Origin of the sequence: Providencia sp. PROV116 (assembly GCF_028482485.1) — a bacterium.
GTDB classification, from domain to species: domain Bacteria; phylum Pseudomonadota; class Gammaproteobacteria; order Enterobacterales; family Enterobacteriaceae; genus Providencia; species Providencia rettgeri.
On sequence record NZ_JAMPQO010000019.1, the window covers coordinates 57,524 to 80,231 of the forward strand.

Genomic DNA, 22,708 nt, shown 5'->3' on the forward strand with positions numbered 1-22,708 from the left:
AGAAAGGTAGCTAATGGACAGATAAAAGAGGGTATACAAGTGACAGCATTGAATAATAAATATCGAAATATCGAAATTAGGGCACCGAGAGGGAATACATTAAATACCAAAAGTTGGCTGACAGAAGCCCCATTACGCATGTTAATGAATAACCTTGACCCGGATGTTGCAGAAAACCCTCATGAATTAGTGGTATATGGCGGTATTGGGCGTGCAGCACGTAATTGGCAATGCTATGACCAAATTGTCGAGTCCCTGAAGCAGCTTGAGAGCGATGAAACACTACTGGTTCAGTCAGGTAAGCCTGTCGGTATTTTCAAAACCCATGAAAATGCGCCACGTGTTTTAATCGCCAATTCAAATCTCGTACCACATTGGGCAAACTGGGAGCATTTCAATGAATTGGATGCGAAAGGCCTTGCCATGTATGGGCAAATGACCGCAGGTAGCTGGATCTATATCGGCAGCCAAGGCATTGTTCAAGGAACGTATGAAACCTTTGTGGAAGCCGCTCGCCAGCACTTTAACGGTGATTTAACTGGGCGTTGGGTCTTAACTGCAGGGCTTGGTGGAATGGGGGGAGCCCAACCTCTTGCTGCCACACTGGCGGGGGCCTGCTCATTGAACATTGAGTGCCAACAAAGCCGTATCGATTTCCGTTTAAGAACTCACTATGTGGATGAACAAGCGACTGACCTTGATGATGCGTTAGCGCGTCTGAAAAAATACACATCGGAAGGAAAAGCCATTTCTATTGCACTATGCGCCAATGCCGCTGAAATTCTTCCTGAGCTTGTCAAACGTGGGGTGAAACCGGATATGGTGACCGATCAGACAAGTGCTCATGACCCTTTGAATGGTTACTTACCCATTGGTATGAGCTGGGAAGAGTACCGTGAACGCAGTGTTCAAGACCCGCAAGCCACTGCATTGGCTGCAAAAAAATCTATGGCTGAACATGTTAAAGCGATGCTGGCATTTAAACAGCAAGGCATTCCCACCTTTGATTATGGAAACAATATCCGCCAAATGGCACTGGAAATGGGCGTAGAAAATGCGTTTGATTTCCCCGGTTTTGTACCTGCTTATATCCGCCCGCTATTTTGTCGCGGTGTTGGTCCATTCCGCTGGGTTGCGTTATCAGGAGATCCTGAAGATATCTATAAAACAGATGCGAAAGTGAAAGAGCTGCTGCCGGATGATAAGCACTTGCATCGCTGGTTGGATATGGCTCGTGAACGTATTAGTTTCCAAGGTTTGCCAGCGCGTATTTGCTGGGTTGGCCTTGGGGATCGCGCTAAATTAGGTTTGGCATTCAATGAGATGGTAAGAAGCGGTGAGGTTTCAGCGCCGATTGTTATCGGCCGTGATCACCTAGATTCAGGTTCAGTGGCCAGCCCAAATCGTGAAACGGAATCAATGAAAGATGGTTCTGATGCAGTTTCAGACTGGCCATTACTCAATGCGTTATTAAACACAGCCAGTGGGGCGACGTGGGTATCTTTACATCACGGTGGTGGCGTAGGTATGGGCTTCTCTCAGCATTCTGGAGTGGTAATTGTGTGTGATGGAACGGATGAAGCAGCAGAGCGCATTGCCCGAGTACTGCACAATGACCCTGCAACTGGTGTCATGCGCCATGCCGATGCAGGCTATGACATAGCTATCGCATGTGCGCAGGAAAAAAATCTTAATTTACCGATGATTAAAACACGTTAAGGAGTGCCATTAATGACTAAGTTAACTATTCACCCAGGAAAAATGACACTCGAAGACCTGCGTATTGTTTTCCAACAATCGGTAACAGTGGCATTAGATAAACGCGCTCACGGTGCTATCGAGAAAAGTGTTGCGACGGTCAATAAAATTATTGAAGAAGATAGAACCGCTTATGGTATCAATACCGGCTTTGGTTTACTTGCTAATACGCGTATTGCGACTAAAGATTTGCAATCATTACAACGATCTATTGTGATGTCTCACGCTGCTGGTGTGGGTGAACCGTTAGATGATGACCTCGTGCGCTTAATCATGGTACTCAAAATTAATAGCTTAGCTCGTGGTTTTTCAGGGATCCGCCTTGAAGTTATTAATGCCTTGATCGCATTAGTGAATGCGCAAGTTTATCCATTTATTCCTGCGAAGGGGTCAGTGGGGGCTTCTGGCGACTTAGCACCATTGGCTCATATGAGTTTAATTCTGTTAGGCGAAGGAAAGGCGCGTTATGAAGGCAAATGGATTTCAGCGAAAAAAGCGTTAGAAAAAGCGGGGTTAGCACCTCTAAAATTGGAAGCCAAAGAAGGTTTAGCCTTATTAAACGGCACGCAAACATCGACGGCTTTCGCGTTGAAAGGGTTATTTGAGGCAGAAAAATTGCTGCTATCTGGCATTGTTTGTGGTGCGCTGAGTGTTGAAGCCACTCTGGGCTCTCGCAAACCCTTCGATGCTCGAGTTCAAGAAGTTCGAGGACAAAAAGGGCAAATTGATGTTGCGGCGATGTTCCGTGATGTTTTATCACCGACCAGTGAATTGGCGAAGTCCCATGAAAACTGTGTGAAAGTGCAAGACCCCTATTCATTACGTTGTCAGCCGCAAGTGATGGGCGCTTGTTTAACCCAAATTCGCCAAGCAGCTGAAGTGATATTAATTGAATCGAATGCTGTGTCGGATAACCCGTTAGTCTTTACCGATAATGGCGATATTATTTCAGGCGGTAACTTCCATGCAGAACCTGTTGCTATGGCAGCCGATAATATTGCGCTGGCGTTAGCAGAGATCGGTGCGTTATCCGAACGTCGCATTGCATTACTTATGGATACCCACATGTCACAGTTGCCACCTTTCTTAGTGAATAACGGAGGAGTTAACTCAGGATTTATGATAGCTCAAGTCACTGCGGCTGCATTAGCCAGTGAAAACAAAGCATTAGCCCACCCTTCGAGTGTTGATAGCCTACCGACATCGGCCAACCAAGAAGACCACGTATCGATGGCGCCTGCGGCGGGTCGTCGTTTATGGGAAATGGCAAAAAATGTCACGGGTATTTTAGCTATTGAATGGCTTTCAGCGTGTCAGGGAATGGATTTCCGTGAAGGTTTGAAGTCGAGTGAAACCTTGGAGAAGGCACGTAAAACACTGCGTGACCAAGTGGCTTACTATGATAAAGACCGTTATTTTGCCCCTGATATCGAAGCGGCAATTAATCTAATTAACCAATATAAACTGTCTGCGCTGTTCAAGGCTGGCGCTGTTTTCCCTAACTAGTTTATCAAGCAAATAAAAGGTGGTCGGCAATGTACTGGCCACCTGAAGTATTTATCTGCACGACAATAAAATAATACGAAGGATAAATCATGCAAAGCACATCACAACTTGCGCGAGGGCTTTCTGCGCGTCACATTCGATTTATGGCTTTAGGTTCTGCGATTGGTACAGGTTTATTTTATGGTTCAGCTAAAGCAATAGAAACCGCTGGGCCTGCGGTATTACTCGCTTATATTATCGGCGGTGCCGCTGTATTTATGGTCATGAGAGCACTGGGTGAAATGGCCGTCCACCGGCCACTTGCGGGATCGTTCTCACAGTACGCTAGCCATTATTTAGGGGCTAGAGCCGGTTTTTTTGCGGGTTGGACTTATGTTTTTGAAATGCTCATTGTTTGCTTGGCGGACGTGACAGCATTTGGTGTGTATATGAAACTGTGGTTTCCTGAGGTTGCGCAGTGGATCTGGGTATTGAGCATTATTTTCTTTATTGGTGCAATAAACCTATGCCATGTGAAAACTTTCGGCGAAATGGAATTTTGGCTGTCAATCATTAAAGTTATCGCGATTATTGCGATGATTGTTGGTGGTGCCGCTATTATGATGTTTGGTTTTGGCCAAGCGGCTGATCATGCGGTTGGGGTATCAAACTTATTTATTCACGATGGGTTTATGCCAAATGGTATTGGTGGGGTGATTGCGTCCTTTGCCGTGGTGATGTTTGCGTTCGGGGGAATTGAAGTTATTGGCATTACAGCGAGTGAAGCGAAAAACCCTGAAACCACGATTCCAAGAGCGATTAATGCCGTGCCAATTCGTATCTTACTGTTTTATGTCCTGACTTTATTTGTCTTGATGTGCATTTACCCATGGAACCAAATTGGGCAGCAAGGTAGCCCGTTTGTGCAAATTTTCGATAGTTTAGGTATTCAATCTGCAGCGAATATCTTAAATATTGTGGTGATCACTGCGGCAATTTCGGCAATTAACAGCGATATCTTTGGTGCTGGGCGTATGATGTATGGCATGGCACATGAAGGACAAGCACCGAAAGCCTTTACTAAGCTGACAAAAAATGGTGTGCCTTGGATGACGGTATTAGTGATGGTCGCGGTATTGCTGGTGGGTGTGGTATTGAACTATGTCATCCCTGATGATGTGTTTGTGGTGATTGCGTCAATTGCGACGTTTGCAACGATTTGGGTATGGTTGATGATCTTACTGTCGCAGTTTGCAATGCGCAAAAAAATGTCGCCAGAAGAAATTAGCCAATTAAAATTTCCTGTACCTATGTGGCCTGTTGCTCCTATTTTAGCCATCGCATTTATGGTATTTGTTTTTGGTGTTTTGGGATATTTTGAATCGACACGAATTGCATTATATGTCGGCGTTGTTTGGTTAGTATTGCTGACTATCGCCTATGCACTTTGGGTAAAAAAGCCAGCGAAAGAGGCGGAAGTGGTACTGCAAAACGAAAGTTAGTATCGTGACTTCTTTACTGAACAGGTTATTTTTCTTCACGCCCTTTAGCTAAAATAAAGGGCGTTTTTACGACCAAAGATGCTTCAATAAGCGCGATAACCAGATTTCCTCAGCAAATTTTATTACATTAATCTGCTGATTTGTCTTTCACTTCGTGGCAAACTTTAGCTATTCATATATTCCCTTTCAAAATACAGGCTGGAGAACCCCTTCTTGGAAAAGATTTTCGTTGATGAAGCCGTTGCAGAACTTCATACCATTCAAGATATTTTACGTTGGACAATGAGCCGCTTTAATGCTGCCAATGTGTACTATGGTCACGGTACAGATAACCCATGGGATGAGGCGCTACAATTGGTGTTACCAACACTTTACTTGCCTCTAGACCTGCCCGATGAGTTATTAACATCCCGCTTAACGCCAACAGAACGCCACCGCATTATTGAGCGTGTCTTGCGACGTATTAATGATCGTATTCCGGTTGCATATCTGACTAATCGCTCATGGTTCTGTGGCCATGAATTTTATGTTGATGAACGAGTGCTTATCCCTCGCTCGCCAATTGGTGAATTAATCAATAACCACTTTGTTGGCTTAGTGGCGGATGAGCCACAAACTATTCTTGATTTATGTACCGGAAGTGGTTGTATTGCGATTGCTTGTGCTTATGAATTCCCTGATGCAGAAGTCGATGCGGTTGATATTTCAAGTGATGTGCTAAGCGTTGCTGAGCAAAATATTGCTAATCATGGTTTAGATCACCGGGTGATACCGATTCGCTCTGACTTATTCCGTGATATGCCAGAGGTCAAATATGATCTGATCGTGACAAATCCACCGTATGTTGATGCGGAAGATATGGACGATTTACCAGAAGAGTTTCGTGTCGAACCTGAATTAGCACTTGCTGCCGGAAGTGATGGTTTGAAACTGGTGCGTCGTATTTTAGCGAATGCACCGCGTTTTCTGACGGAAGAAGGGGTGTTAGTGTGTGAAGTGGGTAACAGCATGGTTCATCTGATTGAACAATATCCTGAAATTCCATTTATTTGGCTGGACTTCGAATACGGCGGTGATGGTGTGTTTATGTTAACTCGTGAACAACTTGTTGAGCATCACGCACATTTTGAGCTTTATATCGATTAATCAACAGTTGCGTGATGTTCTAAGATCATGTAATCAATAATAACGACACAACGATATAATAATTAACAACCAAAATTCTTGATAAAACAAGAATGGCTTAGAATAGGAAACTCCGATGGCAGGAAATTCAATTGGGCAACTGTTTCGTGTGACCACATTTGGCGAGTCACATGGCATTGCATTAGGTTGCATCGTCGATGGGGTTCCCCCAGGTTTAGCATTGACAGAAGCCGATTTACAAAAAGATTTAGACCGTCGTCGCCCGGGAACATCACGTTATACGACTGCGCGCCGTGAACCTGATCAAGTGAAGATTTTATCGGGTGTCTTTAATGGTGTGACAACCGGAACTAGCATTGGCTTACTCATTGAAAACACTGACCAACGTTCGCAAGATTATGGTGCAATCAAAGACGTGTTTAGGCCCGGCCATGCAGATTACACATATGAACAAAAGTATGGTCAGCGTGATTATCGTGGTGGTGGTCGCTCATCAGCACGTGAAACGGCAATGCGTGTTGCAGCAGGTGCGATTGCGAAAAAGTATTTACAAGAAAAGCTTGGCGTGCAAATTCATGGATGCTTAACACAAATGGGATCAGTCGCATGTGAAATTAAAGACTGGTCAATTGTCGAAGAAAATCCATTCTTTTGTCCAGATCCTAGCAAATTAGAGGCTCTTGACGAGTTATTGCGCGGTTTAAAGAAAGAAGGTGATTCGATTGGCGCTAAAATTACCGTTATTGCAGAGCATGTGCCTGCGGGCTTAGGTGAGCCGGTATTTGACCGTTTAGATGCCGATCTCGCTCACGCGTTGATGAGTATTAACGCAGTGAAAGGTGTGGAAATTGGTGATGGCTTCGGTGTTATTGCGCTCAAAGGCAGTGAAAACCGTGATGAAATTACCCGTAATGGTTTCACATCAAACCATGCAGGCGGTATCTTAGGCGGTATTAGCAGTAGCCAGCCTATTATTGCGCATATTGCGTTAAAACCGACATCCAGTATTACCGTTTCAGGTAAAACACTCAACCGTGATGGCGAAGAAGTTGAAATGATCACCAAAGGGCGTCATGACCCTTGTGTGGGAATTCGTGCAGTGCCGATAGCAGAAGCAATGATGGCGATTGTTCTAATGGACCACTATTTACGTCATCGTGGTCAGTGCTCGGATGTAACGCCAGCAATGAAACCGTTTGAATAATCGGTTTTACTGTGTTTTATGTAGTGACAACAAAGCGGCCTAGTAGGTCGCTTTGTTGATGATGAAGGTTCGGATGAAGCCTCCTAAAAATACCTCATCTAGGTTGTGATATTACCAAAGCTGTTTGGCGATATATTCACATCAACATCATGATATTTCTTCTCTTTGGATAGTAAAATGGATTGGCTAACAGCCGTTGCTCCTGAAGTTTACGCTTTACTCTTCTTTGTTGCGCTATTTGCAGGGTTTATTGACTCCATCGCGGGTGGTGGTGGGCTATTAACGATCCCAGCTCTGTTATCCGTGGGAATCACACCAGTTGAAGCGTTAGCAACCAATAAATTGCAAGCTGTTGGCGGTTCGTTTTCTTCAACACTCTATTTTGTCAGGCGCAAAGCTATAGATTTACGAGAACAATTGTTTCCGTTCATTATGACCATGATTGGTGCCATGTTGGGTGCGATTGTCATTCAAATGATTGATACCGCGTTCTTAAAACAACTGTTGCCTATCTTGGTGATTTGTGTCGGTTTATACTTTTTATTAACGCCATCAATCGGTGTGCAAGACCGCCAACAACGTATCAGCATGCCATTTTTCGGGGTGGCAATTGGGATGACACTGGGTTTTTATGATGGTGCATTTGGCCCCGGAACCGGTTCATTTTTGGCGTTAGGCTATGTTCTGCTGCTCGGCTATAATCTTGCTAAAGCCACCGCCCACGCGAAGTTACTTAATTTTGCCTCTAATTTTGGCTCTTTAGTGTTCTTTATTATCGGGGGTCATGTTCTTTGGGCCTTAGGTTTTGTTATGCTAATCGGCCAAATGGTTGGCGCTCGTTTAGGTGCGCGTTTGGTCTTAACCAAAGGACAAAAACTGATCAGGCCAATGATCGTGGTGATTTCGTTACTGATGAGTATTAAATTACTCAATGATAGCCATGGTGACGTGATTAAAGCTTGGTTTCTCTCATTATTTTAAGATGATTTAAATTATTCATGAGTACACATAATTATCAGGATCTAATCAATATCTTTGATGAATGTTTTGGTGTGACATATAACACCAGGCTGGTAAAAGGGGATGATGAACCCATTTATTTACCTGCTGATGAGGCTGTGCCTTATCATCGTATCGTATTTGCACACGGTTTTTTCACTAGTGGTCTGCATGAAATCTCACATTGGTGTATCGCAGGGGAAGCAAGGCGCCAGCAAGTCGATTACGGCTATTGGTATTGCCCTGATGGTCGAGATGAAAAAACACAGTGTGAATTTGAAGTGGTGGAGATCAAACCTCAAGCGCTAGACTGGCTGTTTTGTGTTGCCGTTGGCATTCCATTTAATGTCAGCTGTGACAACTTAGAAGGAGATTTTGAGCCTGATCGCATTGCGTTTATGCGCAAAGTTCATGCGCAAGTGATGCTTTATTTAGAAAATGGTATCCCTGAACGCCCATTACGCTTTATTAATGCGTTACAATTGTTTTACAATACGCCACCTCTTTGTGCAGAAGCTTTTCCTTATCCGGAAGATATTTTTGCCTAATGAACACACATTTAAGTAAGGATTAAGCATGCTTGCGGATTTAGAAACACGCATACTAACGAAGATTGATGATATGGTTGAGCACGCGAGTGATGATGAACTCTTCGCTGGCGGCTATTTGCGTGGTCACTTAACCCTTGCTGTAGCTGAGCTGGAAGAAGAAAACGAAACTAGCTCTGAAGCATTATATCAACGTGTCGAAGTCAGTATTCAAAATGCCATCAAAGCTGGCGAATTGACACCACCAGACCAAGTACTGGTATTAGATATGTGGAAAAACTTATTAAATAACGCAATTTAATTTGTAATGTTATACATTGAAAGCGGGGAAACCCGCTTTTTTGTTAGCTAAATTTTGTTGTGAGTAAAAATTATGGCGAATATTCGTTTAGCAACCCCCTTCGATGCCAAACATCTTCCTGCCGTGGAAATTTCTGCAGGGCAGGCATTCACGAGTATCGAAAAATATCAATGGCTTGCCGAAGGTGATGGGCAAACAGAGCAAGACCACCTCGATTTTATTTCCGAGCAATTAGAATGGGTTGCGGTGAATGATTGCGATGAACCAATTGGTTTTATCAATGCTGAAGATCATCATACTAGCCTACATATTTGTGAGGTTTCTGTCTGCCAGCAATGGCAAGGGCAGGGTTGGGGTAAAAAGCTGATTAAGCAGGTTCTTGATGCCGCTTTGGCACGGAATATCACGGTAGTGACATTGACCACTTGCCGTGATGTGCCTTGGAATGCACCTTATTACCAACGCTTAGGTTTTAAAATTCTTGCAATTAATGAGTTAACCACCGAGTTACAGGCTATTTTACAGTCTGAAGTCGAGGCGGGGTTTGCCGCTGAAGACCGTTGTGCAATGGCTATCTCATTAACATAAGGTATTAATAAGGGAGTTTAATAGGGCGACCTAATAATAATTTCCTTACCCAAAAACGGTTTGGGTTCAATTCTGCAAGGGTTTCATCGTCGAGCGGGAGTATTTGCCCAAAAATTTGAGCAGCCAGCAATTCCGCACAAAGGGGGGCAGTGGATAACCCTCTTGACCCTAATGCCCCAAAAATAAATAAATTTGGGTGCACAGGCGCTAGTGCAATAGGCTGCTCTTTGGCAATTTTGCTGGGTAAATCATGGTAATGCGCCAGATGTTGTTCAAAATCAGGCACATTGCCTAATAAGGGAAAGTGGTCGCGAATAACACAACGAATACCTTGGCGTGAATGTTGTTGCGAGATGTCGATATCCCTAGGCCAAGTTACATCAGGTAGGTTATCAATCAGTTTTTGGCGGTTTCCTTGTTGCTCTTCCTCGCTATAATCTAAATCGAGTCGCTCACGTTGGTAGCTAGCACCTAAGCAATGTTGTGTACCGGAGGCATCGGCAGGGGTTAAATATCCTTCAAAACACAGAACATTTTTCAATTGTTGTAGGGTGTGATTGGTAGGAATGTGGCTCACTTGCCCACGCACAGGTGAGATAGGTAAATTGAAGGTTTGAGCAAATTGGCGCAGTTTGTGCCCATTGGCAATAATGACAGTTGAGTGAACACGTGTTAGCTCTTTTTGTGATGTTGTTTTAATCGATAATTGCCAATCTTGCTCAGTTTGTTTTAATTCCACCACATTATGTTCAAAACAGAAGGTAACGCCTTTTTGCTGCAAATATTGCAGCAAACTCTCACAAAATTGGGCAGGGCAAAGCCATCCTCCAGACGCATAATGAATGCCATCATGGTTGACATCAACGCCACAAATATCACTCAGTTGTCGACGTTTTTTACCAATAGCAAAATCGTCAGGCCACTCGGTTTCTAACATTCCCGCTATTTTACGAGCTACTTTGTCGTTATACGCTAATTGGCTGACACCGCACCATTGCCCTTCAAATGCGATCCCCTGTTTCGCCAATTGATGGTAAAAACGAGAAGCAAAAGGGAAAGCGCTGACAAAAAAGCGCTCAAGTGGATCGTTATTGCCTGTGAGTAAGGGGTAAATAGCCCCTTGGCGATTGCCTGAAGCATTTTGTGCAACTTGGGCATCTTGGCAGTATAAAGTGACTTTAGCACCGCGCTTATGAAGAGCGTAGGCTGCCGTTAAACTGGCGAGCCCACCGCCAATGATGGCAACATCCGTTGGGTTGTCTGCTTTTCGTCTTGCGAACCAAGGGGTTGGGATATCAATTTCTTTTTCAGCTAATACTCCAGTTAACATTTCTCGCTTGTTACCAAAGCCTTTGACTTTTTTAAGGGTAAAACCCGCTTGTTGCAGGCCTCTCTTGACCGCACCTGCCACGGTAAATGTCGCAAAAGTCCCATTAAGGCGAGCTAATGTTGCCATGTTAGTGAACAGCTGTTCACTCCACATTTCGGGATTCTTTGATGGTGCGAAACCATCTAAAAACCAAGCATCTATCTTATTGTTTAAGTTGCTTTTTAGTAAAGATATTTGCTCATTAACATCGCCAAACCATAAATCTAATATGATATGGCCATTTTCTAAAATGATCCGCTGATTACCCGGTAAGGCTTGCGGCCAACTTTCACAAAGGATTTGCGATAAGCCAGCAAGTTCAGGCCAGCAGCGATGTGCAGCGATTAAATCTGTTTTTGTTAAAGGGTATTTTTCGAAACTGATGAAATGTAATTGCTGTAATCTTGCGTTTGGGTTTTCGGCTTTAAACTGATTAAAAGATTGCCACAATGCTAAAAAATTCAACCCCGTACCAAACCCTGTTTCGGCAATCACACAGGTTGTAAAAGGGTGCGTCGCAAAGCGGTCAGGAAAATGATTTCCTTGCAAAAACACATGGCGAGCTTCTTCTAAACCATTTTGGTTAGAAAAATAGATATCTGCAAACTGTTCAGACATAGGAGTGCCTTCGTCATTCCAGCTCAGGCGTGCGGTTTGTACAGCGTTCTTTTTCACGATAAGCCTACATTGTTTATATCATTCCTAAATTTTACCGCTGATATCGGTGTAAGGCTACCGTCATAAAAAAGTCTTATTCGCGTCACAAAGAAAAAAATACAAATATTTACCCTGATCGGACTTGTTCAGCGTACAAGTGTAAGCTAAAGTGACAACCTGTAATCCCGCAATCATATAATTATAGTCATGAGGTAACGAATGAAGCGTGCAGTCATCACTGGTCTAGGTATTGTTTCCAGCCTTGGTAATAACCAGAAAGAAGTACTGGCTTCTCTGAAGGAAGGTCGTTCCGGGATCACTTTCTCAGAAGAATTCAAAGAGGCAGGGCTACGTAGCCATGTCTGGGGTAATGTCAAAAATTTAGACCCGAAAGACTTAATCGACCGTAAAATTTTCCGTTTTATGAGTGATTGCTCCGCCTATGCTTATTTATCAATGGAACAAGCGATTGCGGATTCAGGTTTAACAGAAGAACAAGTTTCAAATTTACGTACAGGTATCGTTGTTGGTTCCGGTGGTGGTTCTCCACGTAACCAAGTTGCGGGTTCTGACGGTATGCGTGCCAAAGGTTTACGTGGTGTGGGCCCATATATGGTGACTCGTGCAATGGCATCGGGTATTTCTGCTTGTTTAGCAACACCGTTTAAAATCAAAGGTGTAAACTACTCAATCAGTTCTGCTTGTTCAACATCAGCGCACTGTATCGGCCATGCCGTTGAATTGATCCAATTAGGCAAACAGGATGTGGTTTTTGCTGGTGGCGGTGAAGAACTGAGCTGGGAAATGACCTGTGAGTTTGATGCGATGGGCGCATTGTCGACTAAATACAATGAAACTCCAGACAAAGCATCAAGAACTTACGATAAAGACCGTGATGGTTTCGTTATCGCGGGTGGCGGCGGTATCGTCGTCGTTGAAGAGTTAGAGCATGCTTTAGCACGTGGTGCGCATATCTATGCTGAAATTGTGGGCTACGGTGCTACATCTGACGGTGCAGACATGGTTGCGCCATCAGGTGAAGGTGCTGTGCGCTGTATGCAAATGGCAATGCAAGGTGTCGATAAAATTGATTATATCAATACACACGGTACATCAACGCCAGTGGGTGACACCAAAGAGTTAGAAGCTATCCAAGAAGTGTTTGGTGCTAACTCTCCTGCAATTTCTGCAACGAAAGCGATGAGCGGTCACTCATTAGGTGCTGCGGGTGTCCACGAAGCAATTTACAGCTTGCTGATGTTAGAACACAGCTTTATTGCACCAAGCATTAACGTCGAAAATCTAGATGAGAAAGCAGCGGGCCTGAATATCGTGACTAAACCAACGGAGCAAGCGCTGGAAACAGTCATGTCTAACAGTTTCGGTTTCGGTGGAACTAACGCCACATTAGTGATGAGCAAATACAAAGCATAATTTGTATCAGATTAACTAATTGAATAAACGAGAACTTCGGTTCTCGTTTTTTTATGTGAAAGTAATTGAGCATTTCATCGTTGTTTTATTAAATAATTAATATGTTTAATATGGGAGTATATATCAAATAAATAAAGTTAATTGATATAGGAATAAGTTATGGGTATTAAAACTCTCATTTATAAACTCAACAATAGTTCTACCAAGATGCTTGAAGTCTATAAGAAAAATCCATCTGAAGCCAATAAGAAAATTTTACTTAGCATGGCAATTTCTAAAATAAATAATACATACAGTCAGTATGGGTGGGATATTAAATCGGAAAATAAAGAGAAAATTACAAAGAAAATTAATATTATAAATAGCTTTATAAGTATTAATACAGAAAAATCAAATACCAAAGAGTTGAACAGTAGTCCCCTAATACAAATTAAATCAGGACATAAACTAGATAGGTTTGCAGCATACTATGATTATTCGAATAAAATAATAACTGCTGAGGATATGTCAAAACTTTTACTTAATAGTACCTATGATGGACCTATTCATATTAGTAGTACAAATATTGATTTTTCAGGTTCAAATCTATCGAACACAGTTGTGGATACAAGCAACAACATGCCTTTGCTAAGAGCGAATTTTTCTGATGCAATAGCTGAAAATACACAGATTAAAATCCCAGTTAAGGTAGATGTTGATTACAACTTTACCAATGCTAATTTAAAGGGGGCTAAAATAACTCTAGATATTGATTATGATAATTTGAGTGATACTGTTATGAATAGCCTATTTGGTAGTGATAGCACCAATTATAAAAATGTTTTTAGTTCAATATCGACAATTGACAATAAATATCTTGGGATTAAACAAGCAGCATTTAAGATGCTTGCGAAAGCATATGCTGGAAGAAAGGATTATTTTGAAAAAAACAGAGAGATTAAAAAATATTTTTCGAAGCAATATCGTGACATTAATATGGTGCTAGAAGATAAGTAATATACTGGTAACCAGGCTGTTTAACTAAATTAACTAATCTCCATCACTTCCCCCTGAATCGGATGATGAACAATCAGAACTTGAGTTATCATTAGAACAATAATGGCTACTTGAGCGGTGGTTATCATCACTGGATGCGCTGTCATAATAAGGGGGCGTGTAGCTTGAACTCGAATTATTTGAATTCACTCGATATGCAGTTTCTTTCACATTTTTACGCACTTCAAATATTTGACTTTTGCCTTTCGACCAACCAATAGTCACCAAAGTGGTATTTTTCTTTACGCTGATATGCAGCATTTTACCACAAAAAATATGCATTTTACCCAGCGCTTTTATTTGGATATAACCGCTGTCTTTTTCCGTGATAGTTACGGGTTTTTGGCTATGAATGGTGTAACGGTCGCCATAGACATCAATGGTACGCGTATACGCTAACGGTTTCGGCTGGATATTAAAAAGGGCGAAAAGTAATCTATCGAACATTGTGTTTTATGTTTTAATAAATGAGATGACTAAAATAATTGATTGACGCTATTCAATATATCGTCATTATCTTAATCAATGATTTATTAATGACTGAGTGAATATACATCATTTTATTAAATTTTTTTATCCAAAACAGTGACATGATATTAGCTCAATTTTTAGTTGAATAGAGGAAATTATATGAGTGTAACAAGGTTTCATGCGGCTATTTGGATGCAGGATTTTAAAATTTTAGGCAAGGCATTATCTCGTTATATCCGCAGTAAATTTAGTGGGATGATTAGTAAAATACATAATACTGAAAAAATATTTCCACTGCATAGTTATGACCAAAAGAGAACGAACACAACCACTAGTTTGCAATCAAAACATGTCTATTATGGCGCAGGACTCATGATAAATCAGTAGTTTTATTAAGTTATATAAAGCTCCCTATTTATTAATAAAAAATGCCCCAAAATCACACTGGGGCAAAGTTTTACAGAGATTGTATGAACAACAGATATCGTATGAACAACCGTGAATTATGAAATAGTGGAATGTTTACGTTTACGAATGCGTTTTACAATAGGCGGAAGAATTAGTACTAATACCGCCAGTGTTAATAAACTTTGAGAAATCGTACTGCTCCAAAGAATATCGAAATTTCCATTACTGATGGATAATGAACGGCGTAAGTTTTGTTCTAGCATTTCACCTAATACAAACCCTAAGATTAATGGCGACAATGGGAAGTTCATTTTTCGTAGAATAAACCCAAATACGCCAAGCCCCATCATGAGTAACAAATCAAATGTCGTACTGTGAACGGCATATACCCCGACAGCAGAAATGCAAGCAATAGCAGGGACTAAAAACCATAATGGAACCGTTAGCATCCGTGTGAATAAGCCAATTAATGGAATATTCATGATGAGTAGAACTACGTTAGCAATTAACAAAGCCGCAATTAACCCCCACACAATATCAGGTTGCTCAGTAAACATACCTGGGCCTGGGGTGATATTATAGAGCGTTAGCGCCCCCATCATTACTGCAGTTGTCCCCGACCCCGGAACGCCAAGGGTTAACATTGGGATAAATGAGCCACAGGCAGAGGCATTATTGGCTGCTTCTGGTGCAGCGACACCGCGAACATCGCCATTACCAAAATCGCCTTTTTCGCCACTGATTTTCTTTTCAGTCATATAGGTTATGGCACTGGCAATGGTGGCGCCGGCACCTGGTAAGACGCCAACAAAGAACCCAATAAAAGAGGAGCGTAAAGCAGGGCCAGCACACGCTTTGGCCTCTTTGCGATTAAACAGCATTCTGCCTGTTTTACGGATCAGCCCTTGTCCTGTTGCCGTGCCTTCGAGCATCAATAAAATTTCGCTAACAGAGAACAAACCAATAACCACGACGATAAATTGCACGCCATCCGATAAATGTACGCTATCAAAGGTAAAACGATATTCCCCAGAGTTGGCATCTACGCCCACAGTAGCAAGTGATAAGCCAATTAATGCCGCCAATAGTGATTTGATTGGGTTTTGGCTCATCATACTGCCCAAACAGGCAATAGCAAAAACCATCAAAGCGAAATACTCAGCAGGCCCGAAAGCCAAAGACCATTGCGCTAATAAAGGAGCAAATAAAATAATACCCACAATCGCAATCGTTGAGCCAATGAATGAACTCACCGCAGAAATTGACAGTGCAACACCACCTTTACCTTGTTTTGCCATTGGGTAACCATCTAGCGTGGTCATGATTGCAGCGGCATCACCAGGGACATTGAGTAATATGGATGAGATACGTCCACCATATTCACAACCTAAATAAACCGTGGCGAGTAAGATTAATGCAGACTCGGCCGGTAATTTAAGTGCAAAGGCCAGCGGTAGCAAAATAGCGACACCATTAATTGGGCCGAGGCCGGGAAGCATCCCAACGATAGTACCGATAAAACAGCCAATTAAGGCGATCAAGATATTTTGAGGAACAAGAGCAACCTCAAAACCTTGTGATAGGTACATCCAAGTTTCCATGATTTCGTTCCTTAATTAAGCAAGCTACCAATAGGTAAGGTTACATCTAGCCATTTATCAAAGGCATAGAATAGAAAGATACCTAAGACGGGGCCGGAAATAACCGCGGCGATAGGTGTTGCGCCAAATAGCAGGGCAATACTAATGGTGAGCAAACTGGTGGCAATCGGGAACCCCAACCATTCAAAAGCCCATGCATAGATAACAAGTGCAACGACTAATAAAACTAAACGACGTAATACATAGGGTTTTGGCCACTCAACGGCTTCTTGCTTGCCAAATAATAAGGCAAGGGCACAAAGCGCCATTAAAGAGAGTATGACAACCGGAAAAGGGCGGGGGCCCAGTGGTTCATAACTAAACTCACTCTGGATCCCCCAACCAATATAAATTCCGATAGCACACAGTATTAGCCAAACTATGGCAAATATGCGTTGGCTCATCGTTCACCCCATTATTTGGCTAAACCGAAGGCACGGGCTTGTTCACGGTATTGCTCGATTTCTTTTTTGACATAACTATCGAGTTCTTGCCCGGTTAAGTTGTATTCAAATAAGCCGCGGAGTTCGCGTTGTTTTTTGAATTCGTCGGTTTGTTGCAGTTTTTGGAAGGCTTCAACCCATTGGTTATAATCGGCATCAGACACTTTGGGGCCCATATAGAAGCCGCGGATGATTGGCCAGACAATGTCATAGCCTTGTTCTTTGGCTGTTGGGATGTCAGATAAACCATCTTCAAGGCGTTTATCTGAGTAGACAGCAAGGATACGAATTTTACCTTCATTGATATATGGCGTCATTTCGCTGATATCCCCTGAAAGGACTTGAATATGGTTGCCCAGTAGTGCCGTTAAGGTTTCACCGCCCCCTTCAAAAGCTACGTAACGCATTTTGCGAGGGTCAATATCAATGGCTTTGGCTAACAAGGCCGTTTTCATCCAATCTTGGCTACCAATCGACCCTCCAGCACCAAAGACGATGCTGTTCGGATCCTTTTTGAAGGTATCCATTAAATCTTTCAGAGTCTTATAAGGTGAATCTGCACGCACGGCAATCATACCGTAATCGCTTCCTACACTAGCCAGCCAACGCACATCGTTTTCGTTATAGCGACCAAACTTACCTTGAGCAAGATTGAGTAAAGAACCGCCGGAGAAAGCAACAATGGTGCCGGGTTCAGCAGGGCGTTGAGCGACTATGGCGTTATAAGCGACCGCGCCAATACCGCCAGGCATGTAGGTCACTCGCATTGGTTTTTCGATTTCTTTGGTTTCTAATAGGGAAACTTGGACTAATTTACAGGTTAAATCAAAACCACCGCCGGGTTTGGCGGGGGCAATACATTCTGTTCGTTCAGGTAGGGCATTTGCTTGGTTGATGCCAACTAAAAATATTGCTGTTGCTAAGGCCTTCTGTGTGAATTTTTTCATTCTTTTTTCCTTACTAAGACAATAATTAGAGGTATATATTGTTTACTTCTTGTTGTGTTGGTATGGCATCATTGACCGACGAAGCTTTCATTTACCTTTCATTAACAAATATTATTATTTTTATGTGATATATATCAGATTGTTTTGTATTTTTGCTTTTTTGTTATGTTAACTTAATGTTAAATTAATCACGTTAATAGTGTTTATTAACAATAGTTGTGATGGACACAGTAAATATGCGCACATTTGCTTTCCATTCATTCAATGGAATGCCAACGTATACTGATAAATAATTATAATGAGTATGCGGAATGAGAATTTTATTGGTTGAAGATCATGACGAATTGTCATTATGGTTACAGAAGGCTTTGTCGTCATCTGGGTTTGCAGTTGATGTTGCTAGTGATGGCGCGATAGCAGACCAGCTATTACAAACTGAGCACTATGAATTAGTCGTGTTAGATGTATCACTTCCGAGAATGAGTGGGCTTGAGGTATTAGCGCAAATGCGCAAACGTCATCAAGAAACCCCAGTCTTGTTATTAACGGCGAATTCAGACGTGGCCGACCGAGTTCAAGGGCTAAATGCAGGGGCTGATGACTACCTGACTAAACCTTTTGATATTGAGGAATTAGAAGCACGTCTTCGCGCTTTATTGCGACGTAGTCAAGGGCAAGTGAATGAATCACAACAGTTTGGTTTGCTTAGTTACCATGAGGACGGTTATTTCCTATTAGGACAAGAACCACTTGGCTTGACGCCAAGAGAATATGCGGTGTTAAACACCTTATTTCATCGACGAGGGCGCCCTGTTTCTAAAATGCAATTATTTGAACAGGTGTTTTCGTTGTCAGATGAAGCCAATTTACAAAGTATTGAGTTATATGTTCACCGTGTTAGAAAAAAACTTGCCGGTTCGGATGTTAACATCAGTACCTTACGCGGATTGGGATACCGATTAGAGCAGTGTAGTGTATGAAATTAGTCTCTCATCCACGCTCTCTCTTTCATCAGTTGCTGCTCTTTTTCGGTATCCCCCTCATTTTATTGGGGAGTTTTTCGGTGTATACGCACTACTACAGTGCAAAAAATGCCGCAAACTTAGCCTATGACCGCACATTATTAGCTTCAGCTCGAACCGTCGCGGAGCGTTTGCAAGTGGTCGATGGGCACCTCTCAGTCAGTGTGCCTTATGTCGTGCTTGATAGCTTCGAGCTGAATAATAATGACCGAATTTTTTATCAAGTTATTTCCCCGGACGGTGAAACTATTTCTGGTTATGATGACTTACCGCCGATCCCCCCGTATTGGATGCGCTCACAGCATTATACTGCGTTAGTTTATTTTTATGATGCGCAGTACAAAGGCTTGCCTATCCGTATTGCTGCATTTTATCAACCCATTAATGAAGGCGGTATCACTGGGATGGTTGAAATCCGTGTGGCGGAAACGGTCTATTCGCGACAAGATCTCGCTAATCAATTATTAATTTCTGCCCTGATGAGCCAAGGTACTGTGGTGTTTTTAACTTTGGTACTTGCCTATATTTTACTTAGTAAGTTATTGGCACCGCTAAAAAAATTGTCCCATTTAATGTTAAGCCGTTCCGCTAATGATTTAACCCCTTTGCCTGATTTACTGCCGTGGTCTGATTTATCACCATTAATTGATGCATTAAACCGCTATATTTCCCGCCTAAAGCGGATGGTTCGACGGCAAGAACGCTTTAGTGCGGATGCCTCTCATCAGCTTAAAACACCGCTAACTGTCCTCAAAACACAGGTTTCTGTTGCAATTAATAGTCCGGATGAAATCCAACGGCAACAGAGTTTACAAGCCATCGATAAAACTCTTGATAACACGATCAATTTGACGGATAGGCTTTTGCAGTTATCACGTTTAAAAGCCCATGAAAAAGAAGCCATTACACAGTATCGTGCTATCAATTTGGTGGATATTGTTCACCAAGCCTGTTTCACTCGATTACCCCAAGCAGAAAGTCAACATATTGATTTAGGTTATGAAGGTGCGGAAACGGCATGGATAAAAGGCGAGCCTATTTTATTAGCAGAGATGTGTGCAAATTTAATTGATAATGCTATTAAATATACCCCTGCAAATGGGGTGGTGACCGTTCGTGTGGTCAGCAGTGATGACCATCTTCATTGGGTTTTGGAGGTAGAAGATTCAGGTCCTGGGATCCCAGACGCTAAAATTAGCCGTTCTATGGAGGCCTTTACTCGATTAAATAACGCGTTAGGAAAGGAAGGTGCAGGGCTAGGCCTCGCTTTAGTGAAAGATATTGCCAGCTATCATGGTTCTGAACCACAGTTATTAAAAAGTGAGTTACTTAATGGATTGTTGGTTAGAATTGCATTTAAAGCAAGCCAAGCACCATTGTTATAGAAATCACCTATTAATAGGTTAATAAGTGACTTCTATAGAAAAATTTCAAGTAATAGATATTAACGCTGTTTATTCACGTAACATAGTGAAGATGGTGGCTGGATTGTTATGTGATGGTTGGTAGTTTATCTCATTCGCCATCGTGTCTTGCTGAAATTCTGCCATGATAGACGATAATAATGACGCGAGATCTTTATCATTTTCATCTATATTAATAAAATCTGCATTTGTTTTAGCTAATTTTTCGCCAATCATCTTTTCGATCGATATGATTTTTGTTTTTTTATTGCTGATTTCTGTCAGCAAGGGAGTAATATCTGAAAAAATGGAATTGGTGCCTTTATTTTCTGAATGTTCATTAATATACAGAGAGATATCTGTTTTCACGTTGGATATTTGTTTTTCTACTGAATATAGATTATTAATATATTCTGGTAGTTCAGTCAATTTCTGAAATTTATATGTTTCAACTAATTGTTCTTTTAGCTCAATTAAGCGTAATACAGTATGCATTCTATTTTGAATTGATTTAATGTATGCCTCTTCACTGATAGGGGAGGCTGTTGATTTAGGCGGTACCTGCATGTGAATATTAGAAATTGACCTACGGATTTCATTTTTCAGTAGTTTTTTCTCTACAGCTAACATATATATATTGGAGTTTATTTCATCTAAACCATTGTAGGTAGCGTTCATTGCATGTGAGGAGGAAGATAACTGCAGAGTATTTTTTAATTCTAAATTAACAAATTTCAGTAATATCTTTGTTTTGATTAACTCATCAGAAAACTGAGTTGTTAATTCATCAAGGTTCTTCTGGATATTATTCTTATTTGTAAGCGTTGTGTTCTCAAGGATATAATTAGATAACTCTTCTTCCATGGCAGAAATATCATTTTTTAATTGAATAATTTTAGTCAAGTAGCTAGATTGTCCTGAATATAATTTTTCTTCATTTTTTAGTTCTATTTTTATCTGTTGGTAAATGAGATTGAATAATTTATCGAATCTACTTTCAATATTTTGTAGGTAGTTAACTCTATCTTTTGAGGTGAATGGGAATGTTATTTCAGAGGGTAATGTTTGATTTTTAAATTTTGATTTAGATTGGGATATTAATGCGTTTAATTTATGGTGTGAGTTTGATAATTCATTGATTATGATAAATTCTTTGCTGTCTTTTTCTATCGCAAGGTTATTGGTGTCAATCACTTTATGTTGGTCGAAATGCTTTTGAACATCCTCTAAATATTCTAGATTTTCAGTTTTTTTTATGTATGAATTTAAATGTTCCACTTTCAAGCTATATTTTTTAAACTCTAAGAGACATTTTGTTATATTGCTAGTGGTATTTTCGTCATTATGTAAATTTAATACATCGTTATTAAGGTTGTTTAGTAATGTATCGACCTCATTCTTTTTTTTCTTTATTTTATTATTCAACAAGTTTATTGCTATTTCAGTATGATATGTTTCTTCTATCACAAGTAATCTGTTTCTTACCGTAGAAAATGTGTCATTTACATACTGTTTGGATAAATGATAGCTGTCGTTTAAATTGGCGTTAAATTTCTTTAATTCATCACCTATAGCGTCTTGAGTAATAATATCTTGATAAGACGTTATTTTTTTGGGGGCAAAAAATTGATTGGTATTATTTTTTAACTCTGATAACTCTGATAACTCTGATAACTCTGATAACTCTGATAACTCTGATAACTCTGTGTTATATTGGCTAATTAAATTTAGAATGGCTCTTTCATCAATCAATGGAAATTGCTGAGTTATATCATCCATCGGTATTTTTCTGTTTTTATTATGTAATTCTTGTAACTTATTGATGTTTTTTTCTTGTTTATCAATTTGGTCGATAAGCTCGAGTTCTATAGCTTGAAGCCTATTCCATTCGGGACCAAAAAATTTAACATTATTTTTTAGCATCCCAATTTTACTAAATAGCGTATTAATAAGATGATTATTTTCCTCTAGATTTTTTTTTACATTATAGATTGTTTTTTCTAAAAAAAGTGTACTGATAGAGGGTTTATTACTAATAGATAGAGTTTTAGAATAATTAGTTCTATTGCTCAAATTGAACTCATTTATATCAGATTGTGACTTTGTTTTTTTGCTAAAGGTGAAATTTTGTTTTGAACTCATAGTAAACACTCCATGTTAATGATTATTGAAATATGCCTGTGAATAGGCTTAATAAAATATAATCTAATATAAGGAGGTGGACTAATTTTTATTTAGTATGAAAATGCTATTAATATAATTAAAATTATTAGCTAATAATTTTTTAGTTATACCATAAGTGAGGTCTATGATATATTTTTTATCGGTCAAGAAAATGATTGTTGTAG

At 40.9% G+C, this 22,708-nt stretch carries 20 protein-coding genes; 14 read left to right on the top strand and 6 right to left on the bottom strand.

What is annotated here, in order from left to right; translation table 11 throughout:
• The first annotated feature begins 39 nt into the window (after nucleotides 1–39).
• The 9 genes from hutU to PSE72_RS13600 all read left to right on the top strand — a co-directional run bounded on the left by hutU (nucleotide 40) and on the right by PSE72_RS13600 (nucleotide 9,531).
• Nucleotides 40–1,719, top strand: coding sequence for a urocanate hydratase (hutU, locus tag PSE72_RS13560; protein ID WP_115167009.1), 1,680 nt, complete (start codon nucleotides 40–42; stop codon nucleotides 1,717–1,719).
• Between the two features lie 12 nt (nucleotides 1,720–1,731).
• On the top strand, nucleotides 1,732–3,264 hold the full coding sequence (gene hutH, locus PSE72_RS13565) for a histidine ammonia-lyase (RefSeq protein WP_109911528.1): 1,533 nt from the start codon (nucleotides 1,732–1,734) through the stop codon (nucleotides 3,262–3,264).
• An 89-nt stretch (nucleotides 3,265–3,353) separates the two neighbouring features.
• Nucleotides 3,354–4,745, top strand: coding sequence for an amino acid permease (locus PSE72_RS13570; RefSeq protein ID WP_004912378.1), 1,392 nt, complete (start codon nucleotides 3,354–3,356; stop codon nucleotides 4,743–4,745).
• A 213-nt stretch (nucleotides 4,746–4,958) separates the two neighbouring features.
• Entirely contained in the window at nucleotides 4,959–5,891 is a 933-nt protein-coding gene (prmB, locus tag PSE72_RS13575) for a 50S ribosomal protein L3 N(5)-glutamine methyltransferase (protein ID WP_004912375.1), read from the top strand.
• A 115-nt stretch (nucleotides 5,892–6,006) separates the two neighbouring features.
• The gene (gene aroC / locus PSE72_RS13580; protein ID WP_109911529.1) at nucleotides 6,007–7,095 is read left to right on the top strand and encodes a chorismate synthase; all 1,089 of its coding nucleotides are present in this window, start codon (nucleotides 6,007–6,009) and stop codon (nucleotides 7,093–7,095) included.
• A 177-nt stretch (nucleotides 7,096–7,272) separates the two neighbouring features.
• On the top strand, nucleotides 7,273–8,076 hold the full coding sequence (locus PSE72_RS13585) for a TSUP family transporter (protein WP_217007692.1): 804 nt from the start codon (nucleotides 7,273–7,275) through the stop codon (nucleotides 8,074–8,076).
• A gap of 17 nt (nucleotides 8,077–8,093) precedes the next feature.
• Complete coding sequence (locus tag PSE72_RS13590) at nucleotides 8,094–8,642, top strand: elongation factor P hydroxylase (protein ID WP_125891342.1); 549 nt, start codon at nucleotides 8,094–8,096, stop codon at nucleotides 8,640–8,642.
• Between the two features lie 28 nt (nucleotides 8,643–8,670).
• A complete protein-coding gene (locus PSE72_RS13595) occupies nucleotides 8,671–8,943 on the top strand; it encodes a YfcL family protein (protein WP_004257217.1) in 273 nt (90 codons plus the stop codon).
• A gap of 72 nt (nucleotides 8,944–9,015) precedes the next feature.
• Entirely contained in the window at nucleotides 9,016–9,531 is a 516-nt protein-coding gene (locus tag PSE72_RS13600; RefSeq protein ID WP_115167010.1) for a GNAT family N-acetyltransferase, read from the top strand.
• 4 nt (nucleotides 9,532–9,535) lie between these two features.
• Here the strand turns inward: PSE72_RS13600 and mnmC are convergent, their stop codons facing one another.
• Nucleotides 9,536–11,575 carry a bifunctional tRNA (5-methylaminomethyl-2-thiouridine)(34)-methyltransferase MnmD/FAD-dependent 5-carboxymethylaminomethyl-2-thiouridine(34) oxidoreductase MnmC gene (gene mnmC, locus PSE72_RS13605; RefSeq protein WP_115167011.1) on the bottom strand — a complete coding sequence of 680 codons (2,040 nt, stop codon included), beginning with the start codon at nucleotides 11,573–11,575 and terminating at the stop codon, nucleotides 9,536–9,538.
• Nucleotides 11,576–11,776: 201 nt separating this feature from the next.
• Here mnmC and fabB point away from each other — a divergent pair, with 201 nt between their 5' ends.
• Both fabB and PSE72_RS13615 read left to right on the top strand, forming a co-directional pair.
• Nucleotides 11,777–12,991, top strand: coding sequence for a beta-ketoacyl-ACP synthase I (gene fabB / locus PSE72_RS13610; protein WP_115167012.1), 1,215 nt, complete (start codon nucleotides 11,777–11,779; stop codon nucleotides 12,989–12,991).
• A 159-nt stretch (nucleotides 12,992–13,150) separates the two neighbouring features.
• Entirely contained in the window at nucleotides 13,151–13,987 is an 837-nt protein-coding gene (locus PSE72_RS13615) for a hypothetical protein (RefSeq protein ID WP_115167013.1), read from the top strand.
• Nucleotides 13,988–14,020: 33 nt separating this feature from the next.
• Here the strand turns inward: PSE72_RS13615 and PSE72_RS13620 are convergent, their stop codons facing one another.
• Nucleotides 14,021–14,473 (bottom strand): hypothetical protein, encoded by a 453-nt coding sequence (locus PSE72_RS13620; protein WP_217007693.1) that lies wholly within the window; start codon nucleotides 14,471–14,473, stop codon nucleotides 14,021–14,023.
• Between the two features lie 183 nt (nucleotides 14,474–14,656).
• On the opposite strand from PSE72_RS13620, the gene PSE72_RS13625 reads away from it, so the two are divergent.
• A complete protein-coding gene (locus PSE72_RS13625) occupies nucleotides 14,657–14,884 on the top strand; it encodes a hypothetical protein (RefSeq protein WP_115167015.1) in 228 nt (75 codons plus the stop codon).
• Between the two features lie 116 nt (nucleotides 14,885–15,000).
• Here the strand turns inward: PSE72_RS13625 and PSE72_RS13630 are convergent, their stop codons facing one another.
• From PSE72_RS13630 to PSE72_RS13640, 3 genes are read right to left on the bottom strand one after another with little or no spacing between them, the layout of a single operon-like run.
• Nucleotides 15,001–16,506: a tripartite tricarboxylate transporter permease gene (locus PSE72_RS13630; protein WP_198641548.1), complete on the bottom strand. Its 1,506-nt coding sequence runs from the start codon at nucleotides 16,504–16,506 to the stop codon at nucleotides 15,001–15,003.
• Nucleotides 16,507–16,517: 11 nt separating this feature from the next.
• Complete coding sequence (locus PSE72_RS13635; protein ID WP_109911536.1) at nucleotides 16,518–16,949, bottom strand: tripartite tricarboxylate transporter TctB family protein; 432 nt, start codon at nucleotides 16,947–16,949, stop codon at nucleotides 16,518–16,520.
• A gap of 11 nt (nucleotides 16,950–16,960) precedes the next feature.
• On the bottom strand, nucleotides 16,961–17,935 hold the full coding sequence (locus PSE72_RS13640; RefSeq protein ID WP_196718720.1) for a Bug family tripartite tricarboxylate transporter substrate binding protein: 975 nt from the start codon (nucleotides 17,933–17,935) through the stop codon (nucleotides 16,961–16,963).
• 311 nt (nucleotides 17,936–18,246) lie between these two features.
• On the opposite strand from PSE72_RS13640, the gene tctD reads away from it, so the two are divergent.
• Together tctD and PSE72_RS13650 are read left to right on the top strand one after the other, a co-directional pair.
• Nucleotides 18,247–18,915 (top strand): transcriptional regulator TctD, encoded by a 669-nt coding sequence (gene tctD, locus PSE72_RS13645; RefSeq protein ID WP_115167017.1) that lies wholly within the window; start codon nucleotides 18,247–18,249, stop codon nucleotides 18,913–18,915.
• A complete protein-coding gene (locus PSE72_RS13650) occupies nucleotides 18,912–20,342 on the top strand; it encodes a sensor histidine kinase (protein ID WP_115167018.1) in 1,431 nt (476 codons plus the stop codon). The genes tctD and PSE72_RS13650 overlap by 4 nt, the downstream gene beginning before the upstream one ends.
• Nucleotides 20,343–20,411: 69 nt before the next feature.
• Here PSE72_RS13650 and PSE72_RS13655 read toward each other — a convergent pair whose 3' ends face one another.
• Nucleotides 20,412–22,502, bottom strand: coding sequence for a hypothetical protein (locus PSE72_RS13655; RefSeq protein ID WP_272690983.1), 2,091 nt, complete (start codon nucleotides 22,500–22,502; stop codon nucleotides 20,412–20,414).
• Nucleotides 22,503–22,708 lie beyond the last annotated feature (206 nt).